Genomic DNA, 20,172 nt, shown 5'->3' with positions numbered 1-20,172 from the left:
GACCTGCCGACCGCGCAGCACAACGACGTCTGATGGCCGCCAGCGAGGGCCTGCTGTGGTGCTCATGCTGGTGGCATGACGATGTCATCCACTACGGAGTCAGCGACCGTTCTCAACGGTATGTATGCGGCTGAGGCGGAGTACCTGGCGGCAGGAGGCCCTGGCGAGGCTTCGTTCGACCTGCTCGCCCCCTTCTTTGCGCCGGATGTCGAACTGCATCAAGCAGATGCTCTGCCCTATGGAGGCACTTGGCGCGGGCACGACGGCATGACGCAGTTCTTCCTCAGAATGGGAGAGGTGTGGGAGTCGTTCGACATGGTGGAGCAGGAGTTTCTTGCCACGGGCGAGACTGCGGTCGTGCTCACACAGGTCCATGCTCGCGCTCGCGCGACCGGCCGCGAACTCAACTTCCCGATTCTGCAAGCGATCACGGTCAAGGACGGGCGGATCAGCGAAGTCCGTCCGTTCTACTGGGACACGCGAGCCATCGCCGATGCCTGCGCTGTGCCAACCCCGACAGACTGAGATCGACGGCCCTACGCCGAGGGAGCTGCGCGGCGGGGCCTCGGGACCAGTTCGCCACCGCAGTTGGGGCACACATCCCGCATGGCCTCGCCGCACGGCACGCAGAAGGTGCACTCGTAGGAGCAGATGCGGGCGGGCCCGTCGGCGGGCAGAGCCGCCGTCTCACAGCGCTCGCAGCGGTCGCGCATTTCCAGGGCCATGTTCGCGCCTTTCCTCGGCTTCGTCTGTCGCCTTCCATCCTCCGCGCGCCAGGCGTGGCCGAAAGTGTTCGGCGGGACAAAGATCAACACGATCGGGCCACGCTCAAGACCAGTCGACGACGAAGGCCCGCGCCGGATTCTCGACGAGCATCCCCCGGACCAGGGATCACCCGCGGCGGCACCTCCAACTCCCCGCACAGAAGGTCGCCACCGGCGACCTTCACCAGCCCTGCCCGGACCCCTGATGTGCCGATGCCCGCGGTGAGTTCGCCGACGCAGACCTCCCCGGGCAGCCGGGGACTGCTGAGGAACAGATGTTCGTGCGCCTCGCACACCCCCGAGCCGCTCGGGCGCCACATCCCCGAGCACGGCCCGCACGACGCTCACCGCGCCAGACGATCCCGCTCGGGCGTCGACAGATGCAATACCTCGAACAAGTCCCCCTCAGCTGTGGGCGCTTCCTGCTCCCACAGCGAGAAGTGCACGAACTCCCAGGCCCCGGTGTCCACACCGGCCGCCGCCAGCACCACGCCCTCCTGCGCCGCGAGCCGCCGTACCTCGCTCACCGCATCCTCGACGACCTCGGCCAACGGCACCCCGTCCGGCACCGGTTGCCGCCGCCGAACCGCCGCACACGCGCGGGAGCCGCCGCCCTCCTCATACGCCAGCCCGGTCCACCCGCGCACCGAAGGCCGCCCGAAGTCGTCGCAGATCCCCTGGAAACCCCCCTCCCACAGAAAGGAGTTCATGCCCTCCACGGTGTTCCAGAGGTAGAACGGCGCGTACTGACTGACCATCGAGCCGTGCACCCCGCGCTCCCGCATCAGGTAGGCCTTCAGACCGAGCCCCTCCCATCGGTCGAGCAGATGCCCCCGGTCGGCAACACGCCGTCGGATGACGCCCATGTCGTAGTCGGCGGGCAGCGTGATCTCGTACTGCATGGCGTGCACAAAACCCCCTAGTCGGCAGGACGGAGCAGGGCGAGCAACCCCCGGACCCCGGTGTCGAAGGCGGCCGGTGACCCCGACGCGCGGGCCAGGACATAGCCGCCCTGGACGGTCGCCACGATCGCCGCCGCGATCTCCTCGCCGTCCAGACCGGGCGCGAACTGCCCCTGTTCCTTGCCCTCCTCGACGATCCCGGCGAGGCGTTCGCGCAGCCAGTCGAGGGTCTCGTCGACCGGGGCGCGCAGCTCGTCACTGGCGACGATCTCCGGGTCCATGGTCAGCCGCCCGACCGGACAGCCGCGCAGCACATCACGCTCGCGCCGCAGGTAGGCCTCGATGCGCTCGTACGGCGTCCCGGGCGAACCGAGTACTCCCTCCGCCGTAGCCCGCATCTCCTCGGCGGACCGCCGGATCGCGGCCAGGGCGAGGTCGGACTTGCCCTTGAAGTGGTGGTACATGCTGCCCTGCCCGGCGCCGGAGCGCTCGAGGATCGCCTTGGGGCTCGTACCGACGTAGCCGCGCTCCCACAGCAGCTCACGCGTGGCCTCGATCAGTCGCTCTGGGGTGCTCATACGCTCACTGTACATACTAGTAGTTACAGGAATCCAGGGAGCAGCGGCCAACCCCTCACCTACTCCCCGCGAGGTACGCGCACTGCCGCTGCCCGTACGACGACCCGACCCCCTCCCCGGCGGGAGTCTCGAGACATCACCGAAAGACCCATCCGTACCGACTCGGGAGATGACTAGAGATGCAGACCCTGGCGCACTTCGCGGACGGCGGCCCCGGCCCCTGGATCCTGTTCTTCCCGCTCATCTGGGCTGCTGTGGTCATCGGCGGCATCACGTTCCTGCGTCGCACCGTCTGGCGCGGCCGAGGCGGCCCCCGCAGGCCCTCCGTCGACGACCACTCACCCATCACCGTCCTCGGCCACCGCTTCGCCTCCGGCGAGATCGACGAGGACGAGTACTGGCGCCGGCTGTCCGTCCTGGACGAGCAGTTCGGCCGTACGGGCAAGGGCGGTGCGGCATGACCGCCACAACCCTCGCACGCACGGCCGCCCGGGTCGTCGACGCCGTCAAGGTCTACGGCAGCGGCGACACCGCGGTCCGGGCCCTGGACGGGGTGAGCGTCGACTTCCCGGCCGGTCGCTTCACCGCGATCATGGGCCCCTCGGGCTCCGGCAAGTCCACCTTGATGCACTGCGCCGCCGGTCTCGACACCCTCACCTCGGGCGCCGCCCACATCGGCGACACCGAGCTGGGCACCCTCGACGACCGGCGCCTGACCCTGCTGCGCCGCGACCGCGTCGGCTTTGTGTTCCAGGCGTACAACCTGGTGCCGACGCTCACCGTCGCGGAGAACATCACGCTGCCGCTGGACCTCGCGGGCGGCAAGGGCGACCCGGAGTGGATCGACGCGCTGATCGACGTCGTCGGCCTGCGCGACCGGCTCCACCACCGGCCCGCCGAGCTCTCCGGCGGACAACAGCAACGCGTCGCCGTGGCCCGGGCGTTCGCCGGCCGCCCCGACATCGTCTTCGCCGACGAACCGACCGGCAACCTCGACTCCCGCTCCGGCGGCGAGGTCCTCGGCCTGCTCGGCCGCGCGGCACGCGAAACGCAGCGCACGGTCGTCATGGTCACCCACGACCCGGTCGCCGCCGCCCACGCCGACGAGGTCGTCTTCCTCGCCGACGGACGCCTGGTCGACCGTATGACCGCGCCCACCGCCGACAAGGTCCTGGACCGCATGAAAGCCTTCGAGGTGCCCTCATGAACGCCTCCGTCCGCCTCAGCGCGTCCTCCCTGCGCAGCCACAAGCGCCGCTTCGCCGGTACGTTCGTCGCGGTGTTCCTGGGCGTCGCCTTCCTGGCCGGAACGCTCGTCATGGGCGACACCCTGCGCGCCAGCTTCGACACCATGTTCGGCAACGCCACCAGCGGCACGGACGCCGTCGTCCGCAGCGCCGACGCCATCACCACACCGGGCGAGAGCGAGGGCGTACGGGAACCGGTCGCCACCGACCTCGCCGACACCCTCGAACAGGTCCCGGGCGTGGCCGCCGCAGAGCCCGACATCGAGGGCGCGGGCCAGCTCATCGGCCGCGACGGCGACCCCATCGGCGGCCAGGGCCCGCCCACCCTCGCCGGTAACTGGATCACCGACCCGAAGCTCAACCCGTACCAACTCGCCGAGGGCCGTGCCCCGCAGAAGTCCGGCGAGGTGGTCGTCAACCGGGGGACCGCCGAGCGCGGCGACCTGAACATCGGCGACACGACCACCCTGCGCACGCCCGACCCGGTCGAGGTCGCCATCGTCGGCCTCGCGACCTTCGGCGGCGAGGAAGGCATGGCGCAGGTGACCTACACCGGCATGACCCGCGCCGACGCCGAGAAATACCTCACCGCCCGCCCCGGAGAGGCAGCGACCATTCTCGTCCGGGCCGGACCCGACGTAAGTCAGCAGGAACTGGTGGACCGGCTGACTCCCGCCCTGCCGCAGGGAGTTGAGGCCATCACGGGTCAGGAGTCGGCCGAGGAGAACACCGACATGATCTCCGGCCAGTTCCTGACCGTCTTCACCACCTTCCTCCTGGTCTTCTCCGGCGTCGCCCTGCTCGTAGCGACCTTCTCCATCCACAACACCTTCGCCATCGTCGTCGCCCAACGCACCCGCGAGAACGCCCTGTTGCGCGCCCTCGGCGCCTCCCGCCGCCAGGTCACGGCATCGACCCTCGTCGAGGCGACCGCCGTCGCCGTCACCGCATCTCTGGCGGGCCTGGCCGGCGGCATCGGCATCGCGGCCGGACTCCAGGCACTCTTCCCGGCGATCGGATTCCCGTTCCCCGAGGGCGACTTGGTGATCAGCGGAGTCTCGATGGCACTGCCGCTCGCGGTCGGCGTAGTGGTCTGCCTCGGCTCCGCGCTCCTGCCCGCCGTCCGAGCAGGCCGCACCGCACCCCTGGCCGCCCTGCGCGAGACGGCCGTCGACACCTCCGGAGCCTCCCGAGTCCGCGCGGTCACCAGCCTGGGCCTGGCGGCCCTGGCGATCGGAGTCACCCTCAACGGCGTCCTGCTGTCGCCGAACATCTGGCTGGCGGGCATAGGCGCCATCCTCGCCCTCACCGCCTTCGTAGTCCTCGGCCCGGTCGCCTCCACCACGGCGATCCGGATCCTCGGCGGCCCCCTCGGCCGACTGCGCGGAGTCACCGGCGGCCTGGCCCGCCGCAACGCCCTGCGCAGCCCGAAGCGAACGGCCGCCACCGCCAGCGCCCTGATGATCGGCGTGGCCGTGGTGTCGCTGTTCACGGTGTTCGGGGCTTCCTTGAAGGCGACCATGGACCAGACCGTCTCCCGCTCCTTCGCGGGCGACGTAGCCGTCAGCGCGCCCTCGTTCGGCGCGGGCGGCAGCGGATTGAGCCCTCGCCTCGCCGACGCGGTGCAGCAACTGCCCGAGGTGGACACCGCGGTAGGGCTCGGCCGGGGAGTGGCGGAAGTCGACGGGAAGGGACGCGCGCTGACCGTCACCGACCCGATGGCCCTGGAACGCACCTTCGACCTCGGCGAGATCCGCGGCTCACTGCGCGACCTGGGCACGGACGGCATCGCCATCACCGAGAACGAGGCCGACAAACAGCACCTGACCACGGGCGACACAACCCGCCTGACCTTCACCGACGGCCGCACCGAGACCTTCACCGTCCGAGCGGTCTACGGACAGTCCGAACTGGCCGGTGACTACGTCATCACCCGCGCTGCCTGGGCCCCACACCGCACCCAGGACGCCGACACGCTCGTGGCCGTCTCGTTCGCGGACGGCGTGAGCAAGGACGCGGGCAAGACGGCCGTAGAGAAGGTAGCGGCCGACTACGGCAACCCAGACGTCCAGACCCGGGACGAGTACGCGCAGTCCTCGGCAGGCGCCATCGACATGATGCTGACCCTGGTCTACGCGCTCCTGGCCCTCGCGGTCCTCATCGCACTGCTCGGAATCGCCAACACTCTCACCCTGGCGATCCACGAACGCACCCGCGAACTGGGCCTGCTGAGGGCCGTAGGCCAGACCCGCTCCCAACTGCGCGCCATGGTCCGCTGGGAGTCGGTCCTCGTGGCCGCCTTCGGCACAACAGGCGGCCTGGCCCTAGGCGCCTTCCTGGGCTGGGTCCTGGTCAAGGCCTCGGACGGAGCAAGCGACAGCGCCTTCGCCTTCGCCATGCCACCACTCCAACTGGCCATAGTGGCTTTGGTAGGAGTCACGGCAGGTGCCCTGGCAGGCCTACGCCCGGCAAGGCGAGCGGCACGACTGGACGTACTGCGAGCAATAGCCACGGAGTAAGGCCAAGAAGCCAACCAAGGGCGCCGATATCCCGGCCACCGGCCGGGAGGGAGCCGCAGGGGCGCGCCGGTGTCGAGAAGGCTGGGGGTACCCCCTCTGGGGGAGCGCGGAGGCCCGAAGGGCTGAGCACGATCGCCTTCTCGACACCGGCAAAAAGCGCCCCGAAGGCGACCGACCCAAAGTGGCTGACGGCACGCAAAACCCCTCACCGTCAGCCAAACTTCACACGGTCAGCCAAAACTTCTCACCGCCGGCAAAACCTCTCACCGGCAAAACCTCTCACCGGCAAAACCTCTCACCGGCAAAACCTCTCACCGCCCGATCAGCCGACAACGGCCGATCGGGCGGGAGCATGCTCGGGCCGACGCAGGTCGACACGCGGCCCGACATCCGTGAACCGGTGGGCGGGCTTGTCCAGCACGGCCCGTCGTAGCGGACGCGCCGCCGCTCGCGCCGACGCCGGCGTAGGCAGCGTGAACCACACGGCCTTGCCCGACTCGCCGTCCGGCCGTACGCCCCAGCTGTCGCTGACCGCGGCCACCATCGCCAGCCCCCGCCCGCAGGTGGCGAGCGGTGCGACGGCATCGATGTCCTCCACGACCGGCAGACGCGGGTCGTGGTCGTGCACGGAGACCATGAGCCGGTCGAGCAGCAGCTCGATCTCCACGGTGCACGTCTTGTCGGGCTGTGCGTGCTGGTGGACGTTGGTCAACAGCTCTGTCACACCGAGCGCCGCCCGGTCTATCAGGGGATCCAGATGCCAGTAGCGCAACTGCGCCGATACGATTCTGCGGACCTGGCCGATCCGCGACGGCAGGGCTTGGAGCTCCACCGTGCAGTGCCTGCTTGGGTGACTGATCACGGCTGCGACTCCCCGACTTGAGGTCCGGAAGAACACGGGATTCGGATCGATCCAGCAGGGTGCCTGCGTACAACGGCCGCCTGCTGTCGTGGCCGGCGGGCTGGTTCGCAGCGTTATCGCCGGTAAACCCTAAGTGACGTGAGACCAGCGTGACGCAGGGGGTGCGGTACCGCAACTCGCCGTACGTCAGCGGTTACGCCCCGCTGCCTTCCGTACCGCCTCTATGAACCGGCGTGCCGCGGGCGGACCGGGCTCGCCGGGCGCCGGGTCGTGGTCGCCCAGGGTCAGCAGGTACCGCTTGCCGTTGAGGTCCGCCAGTGCCCGGTCGTCCGCTGCGAACCAGGGCTTGGACGCCCGTACCGCCTGCACCGGCGCGCTGTCGATCTCGCTGCCGTAGCTGGTGAGCAACTCAAGCCGGCCGCCGCTGATCCGGACCTGTCCGGCCCGGGTGAGCGAGCGCAGCCGCTTCCCGATCCGCACGCCCGTGGCCGTGAACTCCGGCTCCGCCATGCCGCCCCGCCCCCTTGTGCGTGTCGGTCCGCCGGACCGATGGGCCTGCGTGGGCGAGGTCCGGCGCGTGTTCGTGATCCAGTGTGCGCCCTCGGTGCAGTCTGCCCGCACCCGGCGTGGAGCACCAGTGCGTACGGCGAGGTGGGGGAGCAGGGCCCGGAGCACTCACGTGAATGCGCCCCCACCCGGCTGTCCCCAGGGTGGTCTTTGAGGTTCCCAAAGGTGTGTTTATGCAGGTGAGAAGCGTGCGGAAGGTGTCTATGATCGGGGCGTCGGCCGCGCGCGGCGCCGTCGGCGCGAAGCGTAAGGAGCCCGCCGTGAGCACCCCCCAGCAGACCCGGACCGGCGAAACCCTCGATGTCGACCACACCGACGTCGTCTATCGGACCTGGCTGAAAGAGGCCGTCCGCAAAGTTCAGGCCGATGCGAACCGCTCGGCGGATACGCATTTGCTCCGCTTCCCGCTGCCGGAGAAGTGGGGCATCGACCTGTACCTGAAGGACGAGTCGACCCACCCGACAGGGAGCCTCAAGCACCGTCTGGCCCGCTCGCTCTTCCTCTACGGTCTGTGCAATGGCTGGATCCGGCCGGGCCGTCCGGTGATCGAGGCGTCCAGTGGTTCGACTGCGGTGTCCGAGGCGTACTTCGCGAAGTTGATCGGCGTGCCCTTCATCGCGGTCATGCCGCGCACGACGAGTGCCGAGAAGATCCGTCTGATCGAGTTCCACGGCGGGCAGTGCCATTTCGTGGACGATCCGCGCACGATGTACGAGGAGTCGGCCCGTCTCGCGGTGGAGACCGGCGGCCACTACATGGACCAGTTCACCTACGCGGAACGGGCCACGGACTGGCGCGGCAACAACAACATCGCCGAATCGATCTTCCGCCAGCTGGAGTTGGAGCGGTATCCCGTGCCCGCGTGGATCGTGGCCACGGCCGGCACCGGCGGTACGTCGGCGACCATCGCCCGGTACGTCCACTACACGCAGCACGACACGCGTATCTGTGTTGCCGATCCGGAGAACTCCTGTTTCTTCGAGGGCTGGACCACCGGCGATCCGGACGTCACCTGCGACTGCGGCTCGCGGATCGAGGGCATCGGCAGACCTCGGATGGAACCGAGCTTCGTGCCCGGGGCGATCGACCGCATGATGAAGGTCCCGGACGCGGCGAGTGTGGCCGCCGTGCGGGCGCTGGAGAAGGCCATCGGCCGTAAGGCGGGCGGCTCGACGGGTACCGGGCTGTGGAGCGCGCTGAAGATCGTCGCTGAGATGGTGGCCGAGGGGCGGCAGGGGAGCGTGGTGACGCTGCTGTGCGATCCGGGCGACCGTTACCTCGACAAGTACTACTCGGACGCCTGGCTCGCCGAGCAGGGACTGGACATCCAGCCGTACACGGAGGCGATCGAGTCGCTGCTGGAGACGGGCGTCTGGCCCTCCTGACTCAGTGTTTCGCCAGCCGTCGGTCCAGCGCGTTGACGGCGTCGCGGAACGCTCGGCCCAGACCGGGCCGCGCGGCCTTGAGCACCATCCGGAAGGGTGCCGAGCCGTCCGCCGCGAACGTCCACTGCACGCGCGTGCCCGTCCCGGCCGGGGCCAGGCGCCACTCCTCGACCAGGGCGCGCGGGCCCGGCGCGTTGGTCGCGTCGACGCAGTAGGCGTACACCTCGGGCTTGTCGGCCGCGAGGACGGTCTCCTGGAAGCGGATGCCTCCCCGTAGGCGGATCCGGCGTCCGGGCCGCGTGTCCTGGACCGGCTCGGCTTGTGTGACCGGCGAGAACCACTCCGCCCAGCCGGGCACGTCCTCGGCGAGGGCGTGGAAGACGGCGTCGGGCGGGGCGGAGATCTCGCGGGCGAAGACGAGCCGTACCGGAGCGGTCTCGACGAAGTCGAGTCCCTCGTGCCGCAGTCGGCGGAGCATGGACGCAACCCCCTTGGCAATGGCCGGAAGCGTCAATCTAGCTGACGGTGCGTCAGCTGTCTGTAGTGTCCTCGGGCTCACCGGCGACGACCAGCCGCCGCAGATGCTCCGACACCTCCGCACGCGCCTCGGCCGCCAATCCGCGGTCCGTCACCAGCGTGTCCACCTGGTGCAGGGCCGCGAACGAACTCAGCCCCACCACACCCCACTTGGTGTGGTCGGCGATCACCACGACCCGGCGCGCCGACTGCACCAGACGGCGGTTGGTCTCGGCCTCGGCGAGGTTCGGTGTCGACAGACCGGCCTCCACCGATATCCCGTGGACACCGAGGAACAGCACATCGAAGTGGAGCGCGGCGATGGCCTGGTCGGCCACCGGACCGACCAGTGAGTCGGAGGGGGTGCGCACGCCGCCGGTCAGTACGACGGTGGCCGCGCCCTGGCGCGGTCCCGAGGTGCGCTGCGCGACGTGGAAGACATCGGCCACTCGCACCGAGTTGGTGACGACGGTGAGGTCGGGCACGTCCACCAGCTGATGGGCCAGGGCGTACGTCGTCGTACCGCCCGACAGTGCGATCGCCGCGCCCGGGGCCACCAGCTCGGCCGCGGCCCGCGCGATGTCCTCCTTGGCGGTCAGCTCCAGGCCCGACTTGGCCTCGAAGCCCGGCTCGTGGGTGCTCGCCTCCATCACCGGGACCGCGCCGCCATGCACCTTCTCCAGCACGCCCTGGCGGGCCAGCGCGTCGAGGTCGCGGCGCACGGTCATGTCCGACACGCCGAGCTTGCGGGTGAGCTCATTGACCCGGACCCCGCCGCGGCGCCGGACCTCGTCCAGGATCAGGGCGCGGCGCTGCTCCGCGAGGAGGTTCTGATTCTCACTCACGTACGCTCCGGTTCCTTTCGCCTCAAGCTGTTCGACCCGCCCTGTGCACCCGCTGCGACAAGGATGTTCTCCCCGTTCCGGTGCACGGACGTCTCATCCTTGCACGCCGTCGCACGGCATGCGCCACCGACCGGCCCGACGCGCGCATGTCACCCGCACCTCACCTGTCACCCGGATCGGGGAGATTCCGTGACGAGGGGTGTGAGCCGCCCGCCGAGCGGAGATCCTGGTGCCCGCACGGACACAAGCCGACGGCTCGTCACGGGGGAAGTGCGAACAGTGGAGCGCGCGCCAGAACGTGCCTCGGCCGCCGCGGCGCGGCCGGAGGAAGCGAACATCGCCCTGGAGCTTCTGGTCCACGGGGTGGGTGGCACCACGCCCGAGGACATGCTCGGCGATCCCCGCACGGAGCGGATCACCGGCGACGACACCGCGGCCGTCTTCCGGCGCGCTGATGACGTCGACGCCGAGTCCCGCCCCGACGACTACCGTGACCGACCGGTCCCCGAGGCCTACGTCTGGTGCAACCTCACCTCGGGCAACGGCGCCCGCGCCCTGTGGCTGTTGCTGCTGCCGTTCATGGTGGTCAACCTCGCCCACTGGATGCGCCCCAGCGCCCGCGGCCGGGTCCGCACGGTCCGCCTCTACGGCCTGCTGGTGCGGCTCGCCGGACTGTCCCTGACGGTGCTGCTCGTCGCGGCGGCCTGCGAGGTGGCCCTCGATCTGACCGCCTGGCAATGCGCGGGCACCCGCGCGTGCGCCGAGCGGCACTCCTGGCTGGGCTTCCTGTCGCCCGAGGCCTCCGACTCCGGCTGGTGGAGCCTGCCCGGCCGCCGCCTCGCCCTCGCCGCGCTGGTGCCGCTCGCCCTCACCGGCCTGCTCTGGTATCTCTCCCACCGCACCTGGAGCGCGTACGAGTCCCAGGAGCCGCTGACCCGCGGCCGGGAGCCCGACGAGGACACCGACCGCACCGCGCTTGGCCGCCCCGGCTTCTGGTACGGCCGCCGCCTGGTCGCCCGCCTGCGCGCCGCGCACACCGCGGCGGGCCTGCTGACGGTCGCCGCCGCGACCGGCCTGCCCGCGGCCCGCTTCGACCACGACTCCGGCGGTCCCACGGCCCTGGATGCCCTCGGCCGCCTCCTGGAAGCGGTGCTCCTGGTGGCGGCGGCCGTCGTGGTCTGGGTGGTCTGCCGCCGGGGCCGCAGCGAGCACCGCCTCGACCAGCAGCTCGACGACCATCTCGTACGGCGCCTGCCGCTCGCCTCGCTCGCCCTGCTGGCCCTCACCCTGCTCTACGCCGCCTGGCAGCGGCGGGAGTGGACGTCGAGCGGCCGACTCCCCGGCGACGCCACCTTCGGCGCCCTCGCCTTCGTCCAGGGCCTGCTCGTGATCGTCCTCGGTGTGATCGCCTACGCCCTGCATCGCACCCACCCCGATCGCCGTGCCGTGATGCGGGGCCTGGGCGGGCCGGCCGTCGCGATGCTGGCCTGCGCCCTGGGCGGAGTGATGTCGGGCGGCGTCGCCCAGCGCGTGGCCGACTGGCTGGACGGCACGCGCGCGTCGATCCCCGGTCCGCCGGTGCTGCTGACCTGGCAGGCCTCCGTGATCCCACCGCTGCTCGTCCTGGTCCTGCTGCTGTGCGGCTGGCTCGGCTGGCGCACGGCGCGGCTCGCCCGCATCGAACGGGCCACGGTGGATCGCGACTACCAGGGTGAGCCCAAGGACAGCACTCGCAGCCGCCGTATCGCCCGCACGCGCGCGATGGCGACCCTCACCGACCGGGGCCCGCTCCTCGTGGGTGTCGTCTCCACCGCGACCCTGTTGCTGGGTGCGGGAGCCCTGGTGGGCGCGCTGACCACGGACAAGACCCCGGCCGAGGCCTCCGAGCCCGCGCACGCCTTCGTCCAGGGCGGCGCCGAGACCGCCCAGGCGCTCGGCTCCTGGCTGATCGGCCTCGGCTTCATACTGTTCGTCACCTGGGGCCGGCGCGCCTACAAGGACGCCTCCGCCCGCCGCACCATCGGCATCCTCTGGGACGTCGGCACCTTCTGGCCGCGCGCCGCCCACCCCTTCGCCCCGCCCTGCTACGCCGAGCGCGCGGTGCCCGACCTGACCTGGCGGATGGCGAGCTGGACAAAGGCCACGGGCGGACGGCTCGTCGTGTCCGGTCACTCGCAGGGCAGCGTCCTCGCCGCGGCGGCCGCCTGGCAGCTGAAACCGTCCGTCCGCAAACGCGTCGCCCTGCTGACCTACGGCTCACCCCTGGAGCGCCTCTACGGCCGCTGGTTCCCCGCCCACTTCGGCCCGGCCGCGCTCAGCGCCCTGCACCACGACGTGGACTGCTGGCGCAATCTGCACCGGCCCACCGACCCGATCGGCGGCCCCGTCCTGCTGCCCGGCGAGTGCGGCCCCGAGGTGGACCGCGAGGCCCTCAAGGACCCCCTCGCCTACGGCCGCACCGAACTGCATCCCCTGCCCGCGCCGATCCTCGGCCACTCCGACTACCAGGCGGACCCGGCCTTCGCCGAGGAACGCGAACGCCTGCTGGCCCGCCTGCGGCCCGGCCTGCCCGCCCCGCGCGCTCAGGACGACCCGGGCAGGTCCTCCGCGTAGAGCAGCGTCAGGTCGTCCGTGCTGGGCTCCTCCAGCTGGGCGACCCGGCTCGCGTGCGCCTCCACCATCGCCTCGAAGGTCTGCCGCGCGGTGCGGCCGTTGCCGAACGCAGGACCCTTGGGGAGCGCCGTGAAGTACTTCAGCAGGGCCTCGGCGGCGCCCTGCGCCAGCCGGTACTCGTGCTCCTCGGCCTGCTGCTCCACGATCCGCAGCAGTTCCTCGGGGTTGTAGTCGCAGAAGGTGATGGTCCGTGAGAAGCGGGAGGCCACACCGGGGTTGATGGAAAGGAACCGTTCCATCTCCGCCGTATAGCCCGCGACGATCACCACCACCGCGTCCCGGTGGTCCTCCATCAGCTTCACCAGCGTGTCGATGGCCTCCTTGCCGAAGTCCCGGCCGGAGTCCTCCGGTGAGAGCGCGTACGCCTCGTCGATGAACAGCACCCCGCCGCGGGCCTTGTCGAAGGCCTCCTGGGTGCGGATCGCCGTGGAGCCGATGTGCTCGCCGACCAGATCGACCCGGGACACCTCGACGAGATGGCCCTTCTCCAGGACGCCGAGGGAGGCGAGGATCTCGCCGTAGAGCCGGGCGACGGTCGTCTTGCCGGTGCCGGGGGAGCCGGTGAAGACCAGATGCCGCTTGACGGAGGCGGCCTTCAGGCCCGCCTGCTGGCGGCGCCGGCCCACCTCGATCATGTCGGTGAGCGCGCGCACCTCGCGCTTGACGCTGTCCAGGCCCACCAGCGCGTCCAGTTCACCAAGGACAGCCTTGGAGGTCCGTGACGGCTCCGGCGCCACCGGGGCGATCAGCGGCTCCTGTTCGGTGGCCCGCTGGCCGGGGATCGCGCCGAGCAGGCCCGGCGACTGACTTGCCGTCTGCACGGCCGGCTCGCGGGGCGCGTTCGGCTGCCGCAGCCCGGCGCTCTCGTCGCTCGTGCACTCCTCCACCACGGGCCCGGTCCCGGAGCCCGCGTCGGCGCCGCCGTCCGCGAACTCGTAACCCCCACGCGCACAGCGCTCCGTACGACACTTCTTGAGCGTCGTCCGGCAGCCGTCGAGCACATGGAAGCCGTAGCCCGCGCTGCCCGTGACCCGGCAGTTCAGGAAGCTGCCTCGGCCGCCCGCGGAGACGTAGAAGCCGGCCTCCGCGGGGGAGTCGACCGTGCAGCGCTCGATGGTGGGGTCGGCGCCCTTGGTGACGATCACGCCGGTCTGCACGCCGTCCAGCGTGCAGTTGGCGAGGGTGCCGCCGCTGCCGTGATCGCGGAACCAGGCGCCGGTGGCCGCGTCCCGGATCCGGCAGTCGTCGAGCTGGGCGGTGGCGCCGTCGCTGACCGACACGGCCGTGTTGCGTACCTGGGAGAGGTCGCTGTCGACGACATCCGCGCGCGAGCCCCGGTCGAGGACGAACAGGGCGTCCGGCACGTCGTGCACCCGGCAGGAGTCCAGTACGGCGGTGGCGCCGTCGCTGACCCAGACGGCCGGGTAGTCGCCGGTACTGTCGAAGATCTCGCACTGGTTGGCGTCCACGCGCGTGCCCGGGTCCCACACCGACAGGCCGTTGCGCCCGAACTGCCGCACCGTCGTACGGGTCAGGGTGAGCACGGAACGGGACCGCAGATCGACCGCGTTCTCCGGGATGTCGTGGATACGGCAGTCGGCGAGGGTCAGCACGGCGTCCGTGTCGAGGGTGACCCCGTCCGCCGTGGTGCGGTGCACATCGCAGTCGGTGAGGTGTGCGGTGGCCCGGCCGGTGATCTGCACCCCGCTGCCGCGGACCTCGTAGATCTCGCAACCGACCGCTTCCAGCGCGGAGTTCTCCCCGGTCGCGGTCAGGCCCGCGCCCGAGGTGTGATGCACCCGGCAGCGCTCCAGACGGGGGTGGGCCCCGCCGCGCACCGCGATCCCGGACTGGCCGGCCGAGACGACCTCGCACTCCTCGAACACGCCGCCCCCGCCGTCGAGTACGGCGATGCCGATGCCCGCGGGGTTGTCGACGGTGCAGCGCCGCACGGTCGGCCGGGCGGCGCCGCGCACCTCGATACCGGCCGCGGAACGGGTGACGACACGGATGTCCACCAGCTCCGGCGCGCCGTCCTCGACCAGCAGGGCGGGCGCGGCCGAGTCCTGGCCCTCCACATGCAGGTCCTGGATCACCGCCGAGGCGCGCACGGTCAGCGGCACACCGTCCAGGGGAGCGATCCGCACCGAGCCGGGGGAGCCCTCGGGTCCGCGCAGGGTCACCGGCCGCTCGACGACGAGGTTCTCCCGGTAGGTGCCGGGCGCGACGGTGAGGACGTCGCCGTCGGCCGCGGCCTGAAGCGCTGCGGCGAGCGATGCGTACTCACCCGTGCGGCGCCGCCACCGCGATGTGCCGGTGTGCGTCACCTGGACCGTGCCCTGTGCCATGGCGTTGCTGTGCCCCCACCTCGGTCGTACTGATGGCTCGTTCGCCTTCGGGGCGCGTCGGCCACCCCTGCTCGCGCGGGTCGTCGCCGAAGACTCGGCCGGTCCACCGTAGCGTGCGCGCAGGTCTCGGGTTGACCAGAGGCGGAAGGCGGTCAGCTGCCGGCGCCGGTGCGGCCCCAGTCCGGTCCCGCCCGGTCCCAGGCCTGGTCCCAACGGGCGTACCGGCGACGGACCATGCGCCAGACGATCAGCCGTCTGCCGCACTCGACCATGCCTATGACCAGCAGAGCCGCGCCGAAGGCGGCCAGCACGGCATGGGTGGTGGCGGTCGCGGAGTCCAGCGGGCGGGCCGCCAGGCGGCCCTGACGGTCCGTCCAGATCGTGAAGCGGTCGCCGGGCTGCGGGTCGTCGATCCGTGCCGTGACCGCGCCGTGCCGCCGGGTGCCGTCCGGGGCGGTCCAGTCGGCCAGCACGCGGGTGCGGACCTCCCGGCCGGAGGCGGCGGTCTCGGGGTCGGTCTCCAGCGGGGAGTCGCCCAGGGTGTCGGCGACGGTGGCGGTCACCAGGTGCCGGGAGGCGCGCTGTTCGCGCACCGACTCCTGCAGCGCGTCCTGCGCGAGGGTGCCGACGGCGGTGGCGGCCACGGGGGCCAGGACGAGGATGAGCAGCAGGGCGGTCAGCGCCACCCAGGCCTCGGCCAGATCGGTCGCCCGGCGCAGTGGGTTGTGCTGCCAGCGCCACAGCCCGCTGATCGCTCGCACTCTCCCGCACCCCCTTCCCGCTCCGTGATAACCCCCCGGGGAGCCGCTCACGCGCGATCTCGGCCGAAGAGAGAGCGAAATCACCTGCGCCCGAGAATCTCATGAACTACTCGCGAAACGCTCAACGCGCAGGCCGGTGCCCGGGGTTCCCGCCGAAGGGGTCAGGCGAGGATCTCGACCGGATCCCCGACCCGGATCGTGCCGCCGGTCAGCGGCACCAGGTTCTGCCCGAAGACGAGCTTGCCGCCGATGCGGCGGTGCCGTCCGAGGGTGTGCAGGGGCTCCTTGCCCCGCCCGGCGGTGCCCTGGTCGGTGGTGGTGACGACGCACCGTCCGCACATCTTGGCGACGCGGAAGGCGACCTCGCCGATGGCGAGGCGGGACCAGTCGTCCTCGGCCCAGGCAGTGGTGCCGGACACGACGACGTTCGGCCGGAAGCGGTTCATGGGCAGCGGACCCTCGTCCGCGTGCCGGCCCTCGGCGATCAGGGAGTTGAGGGCGTCGAGGGAGGCGGTCGAGGCGAGCAGCAGCGGGTAGCCGTCGGCGAAGCTGACGGTCTCACCGGGCAGTGCGTAGTCCGGGTCGACGGGCCGACGCGTGGCCGGGTCGTCCATGTGCACGAGGCGTACGTCAATGCCGAGGTAGGCGCTGGACCAGGCGTGCACGGCGGCGTCCTCGGCGGGCACGGCCTCGACCTTGTCGCTGAAGATCTCCACGGTGACGGTCGCGGCAGGCCTGGGCACCGGAACGGTCAGCGGGTCCATCCCCGGCGCGGACAGCCGAAGGCCGCCGCCGGGCAGAAGCTCGGCGGCGGCCAACGCGAGGCGTGGTTGCTGGCGTTGTGTGACGACCTTTCCCCCGTCGTCGATCAGCATCCAGCGACGGTCACCGGTCAGCCCCCAGGGCTCCACGACGGCCTCCCGGGGCGCGGTGCCCCGGAACGCCTTGACCGGATGAACGTGTATCGACTGCAGTCGCGTATTCCCCATGGGGTCATCGTGCCAGGTGGCACCGACCGGCCGGGGAACGGCTCAGTAGCCGCGGTACTGCTGGTTGTTGTACGGGTCCTGGTACACCGGCGCCGCGGGCCGGGGCGCCGCGGGACGCATCGCCTCGTAGCCCTGGGGAGCCGCCGGGCGCGGCTGCTGGGGCTGCGGACCGGGATAACCGCGGGGCGCGGCCGCCTGCTGCGGGATGTACGCCGCGGGGGCCTGCTGCAGCGGCGCGGGCTGCTGCGCATGCGGGTAGCCGTAGGAGGGCTGGGACGGTGCGGCCGGGAGGGCCGGCAGTGCCGACGGCAGCGCGGGCAGGTGGCTGCCCGGGGCGTCGTAGGCGGCGGGAACCCGGATCGGGGCGATCTGCGGGGTACCCCGCTCGGCGACGAGGGAGTCGTAGATCGGGGTGTCCGGGAAGGAGGCGGAGTAGTAGCCGCCGCCATAGGTGGAGCGGGGGGAGGTCATGGCACATAAGTTAAGCCCACGATGTGCTGGTTGGGGAGACCGATAAGAGGGTTGTTTTCCGTGTCCGCGGTGACGTGGGATCCCCAATGCGAGCGAACTTGGCAAAAAAGGGCGCCGAATGGCCTTCTGATCCTGTAAAGGCCAAGTTCCTGGCGGGTTACCGGCGGTTGGCCAGCGATCTTCGCGGGCCTCTCGTGGATGTTCCCCGCGCGCGGGGAATAGGTTGACCCTGTACAGAACCGAATGGACCAGCCGGGGTGTGACCTGGCGCGCTGACACGTGATGGGGGCGGACATGTCAATGCCGAAAGGATCGAATGTTCCGGTGCCGACGACGGCGCTTCGCGTCGAATTGGGCTGGCGTTCCGGGCCGGGGGTGCCGGACGCGGACGCCTCGGCGCTGCTGCTGGTCGGCGGGAAGGTCCGCTCCGACGCGGACTTCGTCTTCTACAACCAGGCCGTGCACGCCTCGGGCGCGGTCCGGCACGAGGGCAAGCGGGACGCCGGCGGCCGGGTGACCGACAGCCTGCTGGTCGACCTCGCGCGCGTGGAGCCCGCGATCGAGACGGTCATCCTCGCCGCCTCCTCGGACGGCGGCTCCTTCGGCCAGGTCCCCGATCTCGCCATCGAGGTCAAGGACGCCGCCCAGGGCACTTCGGTCGCCCGCTTCGACAGCACCGGTGCCACCGTCGAAACGGCCTTCGTGCTGGGCGAGTTCTACCGCCGGCAGGGCGCGTGGAAGTTCCGCGCCGTCGGCCAGGGCTACAGCAGCGGCCTGGAGGGCCTGGCCACCGACTACGGGATCACGGTGGACGAGCCCCAGCAGGCGGCCCCCGCCGCACCGCCCGTCACCCCCGCCGTGACGATGCCTCCGCCGCCCGCGATGCCGCCGGCCGCCCCGCCCCCGCCCCAGGCACCCCCGGTCAGCCTCAGCAAGGTGACGCTCACCAAGGCGGCCCCCGCGGTCTCGCTGACCAAGCAGGGTGGCACCTCGGGCGCGTTGCGTGTGAACCTCAACTGGGAGGTGCGCAAGCAGTTCTCCGGCTGGGCGAGCAAGCTGGGCCGCCCGGTCGCCATGCACAACGACCTCGACCTCGACCTGTGCGCCCTGTACGAGCTCACCGACGGCAGCAAGGGCGTCGTCCAGGCCCTCGGCAACGCCTACGGCTCCCTGCACCAGCCGCCGTACATCCACCTCGACGGCGACGACCGCACCGGAGCCGTGTCCACCGGCGAGAACCTCACCGTCAACCTGGACCAGCAGCGGGCCTTCAGGCGCATCCTGGTCTTCGTGACCATCTACGAAGGGGCGCGCTCCTTCGCCGACCTGCACGCCACGGTCACCCTCACGCCCCAGTTCGGCGCCCCGGTCGACTTCTCGCTCGACGAGTGCACGGTCCCCTCGACGGTGTGCGCGCTGGCCCTGATCACCAACACCGGAAGCGATCTCGTCGTCCAGCGCGAGGCCCGCTATCTGGTGCCCGAGCGTGGCGTGAGCCCGCAGCGGACGGTCGACTACGCGTACGGCTGGGGCATGAACTGGACGCCAGGACGCAAGTAGTCAGCCCTCGTCGGGCACGGCATCCGGGCGGGTGTAGGTGCGGCCCTTCCAGGCCGCACCGCGCCCCCGGTAGTGCTGCAGCGCGGAGTCGACCGTCATCAGCAGATACAGGAACGCGGTGAACGGCAGCAGGGGAGCGAGCCACAGCGGCTGCCGGTAGTAGCGGAGCATCGGCAGGTACGTCCCGGTCATCACCAGCCACGCGAGCCCACCGGCCGTCGCCGCCGTCGCATCCCCCGCCACCAGGGCCACCGGAGGCACCAGGTAGACGAGCGCGAGCCCGGCGACCGTACCGACGAGCAGCAGCGGGTTGTGGCGCAGTTGCGCGTACGCGCTGCGGGAGACCATCCGCCACAGGTCGTGCAGGCGCGGATACGGCCGCACGCTGTCCACCCGGTCGGCGAGACCGAGCCAGATGTGCCCGCCGCCGCTCTTCACGGCCCGGGCCAGCGCCACGTCGTCGATGACCGCGTGCCGGATGGCGTCCGGGATCCGGGCCCGCTCGGCCGCCTCCGTGCGCAGCAGGACGCAGCCGCCCGCCGCGGCCGCGGTGCGTGTCCCCTTCTTTCCGATCCGGCGGAAGGGATACAGCTGCGCGAAGAAGTAGACGAAGGCGGGCACGACCAGCCGCTCCCAGACGCTCTCCACCCGCAGCCGGGCCATCAGCGAGACTGCGTCGAAGCCGCCGGTGTCCGACGCCGCGACGAGCTGTCTGAGGCTGTCGGGCGCGTGCGCGATGTCGGCGTCCGTCAGCAGCAGATATTCGGGTGCACGCGCGCGTGCCAGGCCGATGCCGTGGTGCACCGCCCACAGCTTGCCGGTCCAGCCCGCCGGTGGTTCACCGGGGGAGGTGACGGTCAGCGGCAGTCCGCCGTGCCGCTCGGCGAGCTCGCGGGCCAGTTGCCCGGTGCCGTCGGAGCTTCCGTCGTCGACGAGGAAGATCTCGGCCCGCCCTGGATAGTCCTGGGCGAGCAGCGAGGGCAGGCTGTCGGGCAGCACGGCCGCCTCGTCACGCGCGGGTACGACGACACAGACGGACGGCCACGCGCGTGGTTCGCGCCGGGGCGGCAGCCGGATGTCGGTGCGCCAGAAGAAGCCCTGACAGAGCAGCAGCCACAGCCAGGCGGCGAGTGATCCGACGGCGATCCACACGAAGGCGCTCACTCGCGCAGTCTGCCCCACGGGA

The 20,172-nt window shown here is 71.2% G+C and carries 19 protein-coding genes and 1 pseudogene; 7 read left to right on the top strand and 13 right to left on the bottom strand.

Annotated features, from left to right (window positions below; all coding sequences use genetic code 11):
- The first annotated feature begins 75 nt into the window (after positions 1–75).
- Positions 76–525, top strand: a complete 450-nt coding sequence (locus tag OHT76_RS04390) for a nuclear transport factor 2 family protein (RefSeq protein ID WP_328869397.1) — start codon at positions 76–78, stop codon at positions 523–525.
- An 11-nt stretch (positions 526–536) separates the two neighbouring features.
- On the opposite strand, the gene OHT76_RS04385 is transcribed toward OHT76_RS04390, so the two are convergent.
- The 4 genes and pseudogenes from OHT76_RS04385 to OHT76_RS04370 form a co-directional block, all read right to left on the bottom strand.
- Entirely contained in the window at positions 537–725 is a 189-nt protein-coding gene (locus OHT76_RS04385) for a DUF1272 domain-containing protein (protein WP_328869396.1), read from the bottom strand.
- Positions 726–883: 158 nt separating this feature from the next.
- Positions 884–1,112, bottom strand: a pseudogene (locus OHT76_RS04380) (hypothetical protein); the annotation flags it as partial.
- Positions 1,109–1,675: a DUF4865 family protein gene (locus OHT76_RS04375; protein ID WP_328869395.1), complete on the bottom strand. Its 567-nt coding sequence runs from the start codon at positions 1,673–1,675 to the stop codon at positions 1,109–1,111. The gene OHT76_RS04375 and the pseudogene OHT76_RS04380, both read right to left, overlap by 4 nt.
- Positions 1,676–1,683: 8 nt before the next feature.
- Positions 1,684–2,259 carry a TetR/AcrR family transcriptional regulator gene (locus OHT76_RS04370; protein ID WP_328869394.1) on the bottom strand — a complete coding sequence of 192 codons (576 nt, stop codon included), beginning with the start codon at positions 2,257–2,259 and terminating at the stop codon, positions 1,684–1,686.
- Positions 2,260–2,423: 164 nt separating this feature from the next.
- On the opposite strand from OHT76_RS04370, the gene OHT76_RS04365 reads away from it, so the two are divergent.
- Genes OHT76_RS04365 through OHT76_RS04355 form a run of 3 tightly spaced genes read left to right on the top strand, consistent with a single transcriptional unit; the run spans position 2,424 to position 6,009 of the window.
- Positions 2,424–2,705: an SHOCT domain-containing protein gene (locus OHT76_RS04365; protein ID WP_328869393.1), complete on the top strand. Its 282-nt coding sequence runs from the start codon at positions 2,424–2,426 to the stop codon at positions 2,703–2,705.
- Positions 2,702–3,451 (top strand): ABC transporter ATP-binding protein, encoded by a 750-nt coding sequence (locus tag OHT76_RS04360; protein WP_328869392.1) that lies wholly within the window; start codon positions 2,702–2,704, stop codon positions 3,449–3,451. Before OHT76_RS04365 ends, OHT76_RS04360 begins: the two co-directional genes overlap by 4 nt.
- On the top strand, positions 3,448–6,009 hold the full coding sequence (locus OHT76_RS04355; RefSeq protein WP_328869391.1) for an ABC transporter permease: 2,562 nt from the start codon (positions 3,448–3,450) through the stop codon (positions 6,007–6,009). The genes OHT76_RS04360 and OHT76_RS04355 overlap by 4 nt, the downstream gene beginning before the upstream one ends.
- A 322-nt stretch (positions 6,010–6,331) precedes the next feature.
- Here the strand turns inward: OHT76_RS04355 and OHT76_RS04350 are convergent, their stop codons facing one another.
- The gene (locus tag OHT76_RS04350; RefSeq protein ID WP_328869390.1) at positions 6,332–6,871 is read right to left on the bottom strand and encodes an ATP-binding protein; all 540 of its coding nucleotides are present in this window, start codon (positions 6,869–6,871) and stop codon (positions 6,332–6,334) included.
- A gap of 186 nt (positions 6,872–7,057) precedes the next feature.
- Entirely contained in the window at positions 7,058–7,381 is a 324-nt protein-coding gene (locus OHT76_RS04345; protein WP_328869389.1) for a hypothetical protein, read from the bottom strand.
- Between the two features lie 317 nt (positions 7,382–7,698).
- On the opposite strand from OHT76_RS04345, the gene OHT76_RS04340 reads away from it, so the two are divergent.
- On the top strand, positions 7,699–8,823 hold the full coding sequence (locus tag OHT76_RS04340; protein ID WP_328869388.1) for a PLP-dependent cysteine synthase family protein: 1,125 nt from the start codon (positions 7,699–7,701) through the stop codon (positions 8,821–8,823).
- A gap of 1 nt (position 8,824) precedes the next feature.
- On the opposite strand, the gene OHT76_RS04335 is transcribed toward OHT76_RS04340, so the two are convergent.
- Together OHT76_RS04335 and OHT76_RS04330 are read right to left on the bottom strand one after the other, a co-directional pair.
- Positions 8,825–9,301: an SRPBCC family protein gene (locus OHT76_RS04335; protein ID WP_328869387.1), complete on the bottom strand. Its 477-nt coding sequence runs from the start codon at positions 9,299–9,301 to the stop codon at positions 8,825–8,827.
- Positions 9,302–9,353: 52 nt separating this feature from the next.
- On the bottom strand, positions 9,354–10,184 hold the full coding sequence (locus tag OHT76_RS04330; protein ID WP_328869386.1) for a DeoR/GlpR family DNA-binding transcription regulator: 831 nt from the start codon (positions 10,182–10,184) through the stop codon (positions 9,354–9,356).
- Positions 10,185–10,463: 279 nt separating this feature from the next.
- On the opposite strand from OHT76_RS04330, the gene OHT76_RS04325 reads away from it, so the two are divergent.
- Positions 10,464–12,797 carry a hypothetical protein gene (locus tag OHT76_RS04325; RefSeq protein ID WP_328869385.1) on the top strand — a complete coding sequence of 778 codons (2,334 nt, stop codon included), beginning with the start codon at positions 10,464–10,466 and terminating at the stop codon, positions 12,795–12,797.
- Here the strand turns inward: OHT76_RS04325 and OHT76_RS04320 are convergent.
- The 4 genes from OHT76_RS04320 to OHT76_RS04305 form a co-directional block, all read right to left on the bottom strand.
- A complete protein-coding gene (locus OHT76_RS04320) occupies positions 12,767–15,205 on the bottom strand; it encodes a right-handed parallel beta-helix repeat-containing protein (RefSeq protein ID WP_328869384.1) in 2,439 nt (812 codons plus the stop codon). The two genes, OHT76_RS04325 and OHT76_RS04320, sit on opposite strands and share 31 nt — an antisense overlap.
- Before the next feature lie 152 nt (positions 15,206–15,357).
- A complete protein-coding gene (locus OHT76_RS04315) occupies positions 15,358–15,966 on the bottom strand; it encodes an Rv1733c family protein (protein ID WP_328869383.1) in 609 nt (202 codons plus the stop codon).
- 161 nt (positions 15,967–16,127) lie between these two features.
- The gene (locus tag OHT76_RS04310; protein ID WP_328869382.1) at positions 16,128–16,955 is read right to left on the bottom strand and encodes an MOSC domain-containing protein; all 828 of its coding nucleotides are present in this window, start codon (positions 16,953–16,955) and stop codon (positions 16,128–16,130) included.
- Between the two features lie 42 nt (positions 16,956–16,997).
- Complete coding sequence (locus OHT76_RS04305) at positions 16,998–17,426, bottom strand: DUF6643 family protein (protein ID WP_328869381.1); 429 nt, start codon at positions 17,424–17,426, stop codon at positions 16,998–17,000.
- Between the two features lie 300 nt (positions 17,427–17,726).
- On the opposite strand from OHT76_RS04305, the gene OHT76_RS04300 reads away from it, so the two are divergent.
- Positions 17,727–18,986, top strand: a complete 1,260-nt coding sequence (locus OHT76_RS04300) for a TerD family protein (RefSeq protein WP_328869380.1) — start codon at positions 17,727–17,729, stop codon at positions 18,984–18,986.
- Here the strand turns inward: OHT76_RS04300 and OHT76_RS04295 are convergent, their stop codons facing one another.
- Complete coding sequence (locus OHT76_RS04295; RefSeq protein WP_328869379.1) at positions 18,987–20,168, bottom strand: glycosyltransferase; 1,182 nt, start codon at positions 20,166–20,168, stop codon at positions 18,987–18,989.
- Positions 20,169–20,172: the final 4 nt, after the last annotated feature.

The sequence above is a fragment of the Streptomyces sp. NBC_00287 genome (assembly GCF_036173105.1).
Classification (GTDB): Bacteria; Actinomycetota; Actinomycetes; order Streptomycetales; family Streptomycetaceae; genus Streptomyces.
The sequence above is the reverse complement of the archived record's forward strand: the minus strand, read 5'-3'. Positions and strand labels throughout refer to the sequence as shown.